Annotated in this window: 6 protein-coding genes; 3 read left to right on the top strand and 3 right to left on the bottom strand. The window is 72.1% G+C overall.

Annotation, left to right across the window (positions count from 1 at the left end; genetic code table 11):
* On the top strand, positions 1-884 hold an 884-nt coding region (locus tag CCN56_RS31110; protein WP_373412922.1), incomplete at its 5' end, for a DMT family transporter.
* A 93-nt stretch (positions 885-977) separates the two neighbouring features.
* On the top strand, positions 978-1,181 hold the full coding sequence (locus tag CCN56_RS31105; protein WP_041128328.1) for a DUF1918 domain-containing protein: 204 nt from the start codon (positions 978-980) through the stop codon (positions 1,179-1,181).
* A gap of 22 nt (positions 1,182-1,203) precedes the next feature.
* Here CCN56_RS31105 and CCN56_RS31100 read toward each other — a convergent pair whose 3' ends face one another.
* Positions 1,204-2,439, bottom strand: a complete 1,236-nt coding sequence (locus CCN56_RS31100; protein ID WP_086831264.1) for a glycoside hydrolase family 10 protein — start codon at positions 2,437-2,439, stop codon at positions 1,204-1,206.
* 199 nt (positions 2,440-2,638) lie between these two features.
* Here CCN56_RS31100 and CCN56_RS31095 point away from each other — a divergent pair, with 199 nt between their 5' ends.
* Positions 2,639-3,499, top strand: a complete 861-nt coding sequence (locus tag CCN56_RS31095; RefSeq protein WP_086831263.1) for a 3-hydroxybutyryl-CoA dehydrogenase — start codon at positions 2,639-2,641, stop codon at positions 3,497-3,499.
* 144 nt (positions 3,500-3,643) lie between these two features.
* On the opposite strand, the gene CCN56_RS31090 is transcribed toward CCN56_RS31095, so the two are convergent.
* Both CCN56_RS31090 and CCN56_RS31085 read right to left on the bottom strand, forming a co-directional pair.
* Positions 3,644-4,174, bottom strand: a complete 531-nt coding sequence (locus CCN56_RS31090) for an NUDIX hydrolase (RefSeq protein WP_086831262.1) — start codon at positions 4,172-4,174, stop codon at positions 3,644-3,646.
* Between the two features lie 62 nt (positions 4,175-4,236).
* A partial coding sequence (locus tag CCN56_RS31085; protein WP_107484253.1) for a transcriptional regulator occupies positions 4,237-5,252 on the bottom strand: 1,016 nt, incomplete at its 5' end.

The raw sequence follows: 5,252 nt of genomic DNA, 5'->3' as shown, positions 1-5,252 counted from the left end.
GCGAGCAGGGTGCCGCCGCCTCCACCCCCCGGGCCGGCGGCACCCTGCTCGCCGGGCTCGGCGTGATCTCCTTCTCCCTCACCTTCCCGTCCACCGTCTGGGGCCTGGAGAGCTTCGGCCCCTGGTCGCTGGTGGCCGTGCGCTCCACCCTCGCCGCGCTCATCGCCGGCACCTTCCTCCTCGCGGGCCGGGTGCCGCTGCCCGAGCGCCGCCACTGGGCGGGCCTCGCGGTGGTGGCCTGCGGTGTCGTCATCGGCTTCCCGCTCCTGACCACGCTGGCCCTGCAGACCTCCACCACCTCGCATGCCGCCGTGGTCGTGGGCCTCCTGCCGCTCACCACCGCGGCCCTCGCCGCCGTCCGGACCGGGCGCCGGCCGTCCCGCACCTTCTGGATCGCGGCCGTCTCCGGCGCCGTCGTGGTGCTGGGCTTCACCCTGCAGCAGAGCGGCGGCGCGTTCTCCACGGGCGACCCGTACCTCTTCGGGGCGCTGCTCGTGTGCGCGGCCGGCTACACCGAGGGAGGCAGGCTCGCCGCGCTCATGCCGGGCCGGCAGGTCATCGGCTGGGCCCTGGTCCTCTGCCTGCCGCTGACGGCGGCCGCCTCGGCCGTCACGCTGTCGATCGAGCCGGTTCACCTGAACGCGCACGGCGTCATCGGCCTGATCTGGGTCGCAGCCGGCTCCACCTTCTTCGGCCTGTACGTCTGGTACCGCGGCATGGCCGCGATCGGCATCCCCAAGGCCAGCCAGCTCCAGCTCGCCCAGCCGCTGCTCACCCTCTTCTGGTCGGTCTTCCTGCTCGGCGAGGACCTGCCGCTGGCCGCCCCGGTGGCCGCGGTGGCGGTCCTGGCCTGCATCGCGGTCACCCAGCGGGCGAAGAGCTGACGCGACGAATTCGGGCGAAGCGGGTCACAATGACAGAGAAAGGCCCTGCGCTGTACAGGACAGGACAAGCCCGGTCGCGAGGAGGTCAGCCCGATGCAGGCGAGCAAGGGCGACAAGCTGCTGGTACACGGCCGGACCGTCGGTCACCACGACCGCACGGCCGAGGTCCTTCAGGTACTGGGGGAGAACGGCGCTCCCCCGTACCGCGTGAAGTTCGACGACGACGGTCACGAGGCACTGGTGTCGCCGGGCCCCGACTCCGTCGTACGCCACCGCCCGGAGGCGGGGGCCGGCTGAGCCCCCGCGACCGGCCGAGTCCCTACCTCGGTGGACGGACCCCGGTCGGGTAGTGATCGGCCACCACGGTGGTCATCGCCCCGATCGGGTCCGCGGCGACCTCCTTCGCGGAGAAGAAGCAGTGACCGCCGACCGAGGGGTACGTGCGGGCCAGCTCCAGGTGGCGTGACAGCTCCCGCGGGTCCTGCCAGGCCGCGGGCTGTGCGGGATCGCCCGCCTTGTAGAGCGCCTCGCCGATGTAGAGCCCGACTCCGGTGTCCCGGACCGCCGCGTCCCACCAGGGCAGCAGCTTGGCGTAGTCGGCGACGGGCAGCCCGATGTTCCAGTACAGCTGCGGGATCACGTGGTCGACCCAGCCCTCCCTGATCCACTTCCGGGTGTCGGCGTACAGGTCGTCGTACGTCTGGACACCGGCGCGGGTGTCCGAGCCCTCCGGGTCGGTGGCGATGTTCCGCCAGACCCCGAAGGGGCTGATGCCGAACGCCGTGTGCTTCCTGGTCTCCTTGATCCGGACGGACATCTCGGAGACCAGCAGATCGGTGTTGTTCCGCCGCCAGGAGGCCCTGTCCGGGAAGTTCCCGCCGTACCGGGCGTATGCCTCGTCGTCGGCGAAGACCTGTCCGGCCACCGGGTACGGATAGAAGTAGTCGTCCCAGTGCACGGCGTCGATCTCGTAGCGGCGCAGCGCGTCAAGGATCGCCTCCTGGACGAAGCTCCGGACCTCGGGCAGCCCCGGGTTGTAGTAGAGCTTCCCGCCGTAGGGCAGCACCCACTCCGGGTGGAGCCGGGCCGGATGACCGGCGGCGAGCCGGCCCGGGTCCGTGTGGTTCGCCACGCGGTACGGGTTGAACCAGGCGTGCAGTTCGAGCCCCCGCGCGTGGGCCTCGTCGACGGCCGTGCCCAGCGGGTCCCAGCCGGGGTCCCGGCCCTGCGTGCCGGTCAGGTACTGCGCCCACGGCTCGTACGGCGAGGGCCACAGCGCGTCGGCGGTCGGCCGGACCTGGAGGACCACCGTGTTGAGCCGGCGCTCGACGGCCGTGTCCAGGTGGCGGAGGAGCTCGGCGCGCTGCTGCTCGGCGGGCAGCCCGGCGCGGGAGGGCCAGTCGCGGTTGGCGACCGTCGCCAGCCACGTGCCGCGGAACTCCCGCCTGCGGTGCGGCTTCCCCCGTAACGGCTGCGCGGCTCCGGCCGCCGCTCCCGCCACCGCGGCTCCTGTCGTTCCCGTCACGGCGAGCGCCGCTCCGGCGGCGCCGGCCACGAACCTTCTTCTGCCGATAAGCCGCACTTGTACCCCTCCTCTGTCGGATACGTCACACGCACCCGGACAGCATGCCCGCCTCGGACGATCGATCATCGGTTAATGAGCGGTAACGTCGTGGGGGTAGAGGCGGACGCACCCGGAATCACACGGGCCCCCGCCGCCGGAGAAGAGCGAAAGGCACGAGGTGACGGACTCCATGGCCGACATTGAGCGCGTCGGAGTGGTGGGCTGCGGCCAGATGGGCGCGGGCATCGCAGAGGTGTGTGCCCGGAGCGGGCTCGAGGTGAGGGTCGCCGAGACGACCGGCGAGGCGCTGGAGATCGGCCGCACGCGGCTCTACAACTCGCTGGACAAGGCCGCCGAACGCGGCAAGATCAGCGAGGAGGAGCGGGACGCGACGCTCGCCCGCCTCAGCTTCACCACCGACCTGGGCGAGTTCGCCGACCGCGACCTCGTCATCGAGGCGGTCGTGGAGAACGAGCAGGTCAAGACCGAGATCTTCCAGGTCCTCGACCAGGTGCTGACCCGGCCGGACGCCATCCTGGCCTCGAACACCTCCTCCATCCCGCTGGTGAAGCTGGCCGTGGCGACCTCCCGCCCCGACCAGGTCATCGGCATCCACTTCTTCAACCCGGCCCCGGTGCAGAAGCTCGTCGAGCTGATCCCGGCCCTCACCACCTCCGAGGGCACGATCAGCCGCGCCCAGGCCTTCGCGGAGAAGGTGCTCGGCAAGCACGCGATCCGCGCCCAGGACCGCTCCGGCTTCGTGGTCAACGCGCTGCTCGTGCCGTACCTGCTCTCGGCGATCCGGATGTTCGAGTCGGGCATCGCGAGCCGCGAGGACATCGACAACGGCATGGAGTTCGGCTGCGCCCACCCGATGGGCCCGCTGAAGCTCTCCGACCTGATCGGCCTGGACACGATCGCGTCGATCGCCGACTCGATGTACTCCGAGTTCAAGGAGCCGCTGTACGCCGCTCCCCCGCTGCTCCAGCGCATGGTGGACGCGGGGCGCCTCGGCCGCAAGACGGGCTCGGGCTTCTACCCGTACAACTGACCCGAGGTCCCCACCCAGACCCGGAGTGACGGCGTCCGACCCCTGACGCCGCCCCTCCGGCCGGACGGCCCGTACACCCGCACAGGTGCGGGCCGTCCGGCACATCCCGCTCCCGCGTCCCCGCGCTCCCCGCGTCCCCGCGGCTCAGCCGAGGCGCAGATGGTGGAGCATCAGCAGTCCGGCGGCCATGTTGGCGGCCGGGATCTCGCCCCGGGCGATCATGTCGGGGATCTGTTTCAGCGGGACCCAGGCCCGCCGCGAGGACTCGAACGCGTCCTCGGGCGGTCCGGTGTAGGTGGCCCGCTCCGCCCAGTAGAGGTGGTGGCGGGCGTCGGTGAGGCCGTTCGAGGGCTCGACGGTGAGGAGATGGCGCAGCGGTCCCGGCCGCCAGCCGGTCTCCTCCTCCATCTCGCGGGCCGCGGCGGCCTCGACGTCCTCGCCGTCCTCGACGACGCCGGCGGCCAGTTCCCAGCCCCAGCTGTCGGTGATGAAACGGTGGCGCCAGAGCATCAGGACTTCGTCGGCCTCGTTGACGGCCGTCGCGACGGCGACCGGGCGGAGCCGGATCAGATAGTGGTCGAGGTGGCGGCCGTCCGGGAGTTCGACGTCCGCGAGGTTCACTCGGAACCAGCGATTCTCATAGACAGAGCGTTCGCTCAGTTTCGTCCACTGCACGTTCTTGCCACCTTCCGATCGGTCGGTGCTTGTTTGGTGGCAATATCGCAGCAGTTGACGGCTCACAGGGGAACGCGCAGCGCACTGTCGATGAGAGCGGCGGCCTCCCGGGCGTCCCCGCCACCGCTCGCGAGGAGGTGCTCCCGCACCTGCGTGAGGCGGTCCCGCAGCCGCCGCGACTCCATCCCCCGCGCCCGCTCCGTCATCTCCACCGCCGTCCGCGCCGCCCCGTCGACCTCCCCCTGCCGCAGCTCGATCCGGCACAGCATGGCGAGCCGGTGCACCCGGCCCCGGTCGTGCGAGGGCATCCTCACCGCCGCCGACGCGTGCTCGTGGGCCGCGTCGAGCTCACCCAGGTCGAGCAGGGCCTCCGCCACCTGCACGTTGACGAACCCCGGCTGGACGTAGCCGGTCTCGACCGGCTCCTCCCCCGGGCTGATCCGCTCCGCCGCCGCCTCGGCCCGCCGGATGCAGGCCAACGCGGCCGCCCCGTCGCCCAGATGCGCGTACGCCTTCGCCTGCATCGCCGTCAGATCGGCGGCGAGCGCCGGGGTGATCTGCCGCCCCGCCGCCCGCAGCGCCGCCTCCGCGAACGCCACCGCCTGCCGGTACTCCCCCATGAACAGCGACTGGTTGACGAGGAGCGCGATCACATACGCGCCGAGCCCCCGGTCCCCGCTCGCCTTCGCGAGCCGCAGCGCCTGGTGGAAGTAGCGCTGGGCGAGCCCGTGCGCATCGGCGTCGTACGCACAGATTCCGGCCACCGCGACGAGCCCGCCGGCGGCCCGGTGCAGGCTCCGCCCCAGCGCGTCGCCGTACGCGCCCCGGAGCAGCGGGGCGGTCTCGGTGGTGAGGAAGCCGACGATCCGGGCGCGGGTCGCGATGCCCCCGGCCTTGCGGTACATCTGCTCGTAGTGCGACCGGGCGGCGACCAGGACGGCGATGTCGGCCGCCGAGACCGTCGTCCGGCCCGTGCGGGAGACGTCCGCGTCCTCCGGCGGGTTCTCCCACTCCCACACCGGCATCACCGCCGGGGTGCCGGTCACGGCGGTGATGCCGGTGTGGGAGTGGGAGAACC

Source organism: Streptomyces sp. NRRL B-24572 (assembly GCF_002156145.1).
Taxonomy (GTDB): Bacteria; Actinomycetota; Actinomycetes; order Streptomycetales; family Streptomycetaceae; genus Streptomyces; species Streptomyces vietnamensis.
This window is presented reverse-complemented; position numbering and strand designations above follow the sequence as displayed.